The sequence below is a fragment of the Streptomyces sp. NPDC093064 genome, assembly GCF_044754605.1.
In the GTDB taxonomy this organism is placed as follows: domain Bacteria; phylum Actinomycetota; class Actinomycetes; order Streptomycetales; family Streptomycetaceae; genus Streptomyces.
The window spans coordinates 1-3,519 of sequence record NZ_JBIVPK010000128.1; the positions used below are offsets into that span (position 1 = coordinate 1).

Genomic DNA, 3,519 nt, shown 5'->3' on the forward strand with positions numbered 1-3,519 from the left:
CCAGCCCCGCACCCCGCCACCCCGTCGGCAAACACCCCCACAAACAAGACACCCCCCGACCTTGAAGGCTGAGGGGGAACCTTTAAATTCAAGCTAAGACCGTCCGGCAAATGGATTACTTGAGGCGTCGGGTGGTGGGGCGGCCGTCCCAGCGGTAGCGGCTCGTTGCTCGGCGGATCAGCATACGGAGGGTGACGAGGGCGGCGGCGAGGTAGAGGTAGAAGTCCACGACTTCGCCGCTCCTCTCGGTGCAGCGCCGCAGCTTGCCGTAGTTGTTCATCCACGAGTGGGTGCGCTCGACCACCCAGCGCTTGCCGGCCTGGATCGGGGCAGGTACTCCCTTGCGTGCGATCTCGGCCGTGAATCCCAACTCGTCTATCAACGCACGTGACTTGGCACTGTCGTAGCCACGGTCAAGGTTGACATTGACGGTTTCCGGCATCGCGCCGACCTGTGCTTTCGCCGCGTCGAGGGTGGGGCCGAGCAGGGGTGAGTCGTGCCGGTTGGCCCCGTCGGAGACGATCCCGAGCGGGACGCCGCCCGCGTCGGACGCGACCGAGCGTTTCAGCCCCTGCTTGCCCCGGTCCACCGGCGACCGCCCGGCCTTGTCACCCCCGGACGGGGCCTTGGTGATGCAGCCATCGACCGAGATCTCGCTCAGCCCGAGGCCGATCATGCAGTCGTAGGCCTTGAGTGCGAGGGCGTGGACTTTCTCGGATATCCCCAGTTCGGCCCACTGTTTGACGCGGCGTCGGATGGTTCGGTCGGAGCATCCGGGGCCGGCGATCCGCTCATAGCCGGATCCGTGGACCAACGCGAGCACGATGTACTCGAAGACGGTGCGGTCCGGAACCCGTCGTCGGTGGCAGCCCAGTGGATGGCTCTCGGCGTATTCGCTCTGCACGGGCAGGAGAGCGGCGAACTGGTCCCACAGGGGTTCCAGAAGGCATGATGGGACCGCAGGCACGAGCCCTCCGGATCACTGAGCGTCAAGAACTCCATGATCACTCAAGGCCCGTGCCTGCGTCGCGTTCAGGCCCGACTGGGCAACCACACCCACCATTTGCCGGACGGTCTAAAACGCATGGTGTCCGGCTCTGCGTCGGCCAGGTCGGGGTGATCGTGGAGGGTGAGCAGACGGAGCCAGGCGTCCAGGTCGGCGGCGAGGTTTGTGCTCAGCATCCATGCCTCGTTGATCGTCCAGGACTTGGCGGGCAGGTTGTGCAGGCCCATGGCCTTGTTCGTCCGGACGTGGTCTTCCACTGCCGCGTGGTGGCGGTGCAGGGCGTCCAACCACTGGATCTGATGGGAGCCGGCGATCCGGGTCATCCTGGAGATGTTGGTGGCGGTGATCGAGTACTTCCAGCCGGTCTTCTTTTCGAAGGGCGTGAGGTCCTTCATCTGCCGACCGGACGGCTTGACCCGGCGGACGATCAGCCGCATCCCCTTGATCCAGCCCTCCCGGCGGTTCAGCCCGGTCAACTCGGCGACGAAGTAGCCGTCCTGGAGGCTGCCGTCCTGCTTGATCGAGGTCTCCCAGGCAGTCTCGGGCAGGAGGGCGATGGCCTTCTCGTCCTCGTCGGTGATGGTCCAGCCGGTGGTGAAGCGGACCGTGCGCCGCATGGTGTTCAGATCCCGCAGGTGTTCGTACAGGCCATGGGTGGCGCCCGCGCCGTCGACCCGCACTAGGATCTTCGCCGTCGAGGCTCCGGGGACCTGGGCGAGCGCCTCGCGCAGCACCCGGATGTGGTCGGCCACCGTGTTCGAGCCGGCGTTGCCCGCACGCAGCAGCATCGCCAGACACTCGGAGGTGTTCGCACACCACGCGGCCAGGGGATGAAACCCGAACGACTTCTTCCAGGTCGCCGCGGCACCCTGCTTCTTCGACGCTGCCGTGATGATCGTGGCGTCCATGTCGATCATCACCCAGCGGTGCAGCCGCTTCCCGGCGATCGTCAGCCACGGGAACCCGCCCGGCCGCAGATGCAGCAGCGACCACACACCCCGGCGCACCTGAGCCCGCGCCCGAGCGATCTTCGCCAGGACCTCCTCCTCCATCGCCTCCAGCGTCCGGCGGGTCGTCGAGTCGGACACCGCCGGCCCGAACAGGCCCTGGTGGTGGGCCTGCAACTGCTCGGCGTCAGACAGATTCACCGCCCCCAGCACGATCGCTATGGCGAGCTGCACGACCACGGCCGCGCGGTCTCGCCAGCCGGTTCCGGTCCCGGCGGGCAGCACGGCCGCCAGCGCGACCGTCAACCCCGTACGGTCGGCCAGCCGGCGCAGCAGAACCGCCCCGGCATGCCCGATCAGCCCCTTGCCGTCGGCGACCACGGACAACCGCCGGTCCCACCCCGTAGGCTCGCTCACCAGATTGGTGCCCTGACTCTCGCAGCGGATACGACGTCGACACTCGCATCCTTACAGGCCAGCGGCACCTTTCTGCTACCGGGACGTCAGAGGTCGTTAAGTCCGTTTCTGGTAGCGGCCTCGTCCGGGCTGGGTGAGGAAGCCTTGGCGGGTGAGGCGTCCGAGACGGCTGCGGGTGATGTTGACGGATGCCTCGTCGGTGGGCATGCCGAGGAGTTCGTGCAGCTCACGGGCTCGGAACTCTTGATCAGGGTGCTGGTTGAAGGTGTTCACGATGTCCTGGTAGGCGTTTTTCATCTCGGGTGGCGCGGGTTCGCCTCCGGCCGGTGCGAGTTCGGCAATGACCTTCCGGGTGGTGGCCAGGTCCGCAAGTCGCGCTTCGGACTCGGCCAGGACGGCGGTCAAGTGCTGAATCTGGTCGCGCAGTTCACCGATCCGGGCTGTGATCTCGTCGTGTTGGTCCTGGAGGTCGGCGACGAGCTCGATGACGTTCACGCGGCCAGCCCGAGGGTGTCGCGCCAGGCCGGACTCGGTGTGGTGCGTCGGCGGGCCATGTTCGCAATCGAGGCCCAGTAGACGCGCGAGGTGGAGGTGTCGAGCCGGTGGTCGTACTCGCGGGCCAGACGGCGGTGCAGCATCAACGTGCCGTTGACCGGCTCCACGACCCACCGCTTGGGCTGCAGGACAAAGCCTTTTCCCTGGTCGTCCGAGTTGCGGCGGATGACCTCGACGTCGATGCCCAGCAGGGCACCGTGGATGAGAACCTCGTCCTTGAAGCCTTGGTCCACCAGCGCCTTCTCCAGGCGCATCCCACACCGCTCGGCTGCCTGGTCGAGCAGGGCGGTGCCGGCGGCGTTGTCGTGGGCGGATGCGGCCAGCACGACGGCGCCGATGATCAGCCCCAGAACGTCGACGGCCAGTCCCCGCTTGCGGCCCGACAACCTTCTTGTTGGCGTCCAGTCCCGTCGTGGTCTTCGGGACACCGGCGGCCGCGCGGACGGACTGGGTATCGATGATCACGAGGGACGGGTCCTCTAATCGCCGGGCCCTCTCCCCAGGGCTTGGTCAAGTTCCGGAGTCGTGCGGCTGGGTCGGGCCGTGACCGGTTGGGGTGCATAGCAGAGCAGGCACGGGCTTCGTGATCATTGG

The 3,519-nt window shown here is 67.0% G+C and carries 3 protein-coding genes and 1 pseudogene; all 4 read right to left on the reverse strand.

Annotated features, from left to right (window positions below):
* Window positions 1-115: 115 nt before the first annotated feature.
* On the reverse strand, window positions 116-967 hold the full coding sequence (locus ACIQFZ_RS43245) for an IS5 family transposase (protein WP_402693981.1): 852 nt from the start codon (window positions 965-967) through the stop codon (window positions 116-118).
* Window positions 968-1,032: 65 nt separating this feature from the next.
* Entirely contained in the window at window positions 1,033-2,370 is a 1,338-nt protein-coding gene (locus tag ACIQFZ_RS43250; RefSeq protein ID WP_402693982.1) for an IS1380 family transposase, read from the reverse strand.
* 96 nt (window positions 2,371-2,466) lie between these two features.
* A complete protein-coding gene (locus ACIQFZ_RS43255; RefSeq protein ID WP_383063864.1) occupies window positions 2,467-2,865 on the reverse strand; it encodes a hypothetical protein in 399 nt (132 codons plus the stop codon).
* Window positions 2,862-3,423 (reverse strand): annotated as a pseudogene (locus tag ACIQFZ_RS43260) (transposase); the annotation flags it as partial. The pseudogene ACIQFZ_RS43260 and the gene ACIQFZ_RS43255, both read right to left, overlap by 4 nt.
* Between the last annotated feature and the right edge of the window lie 96 nt (window positions 3,424-3,519).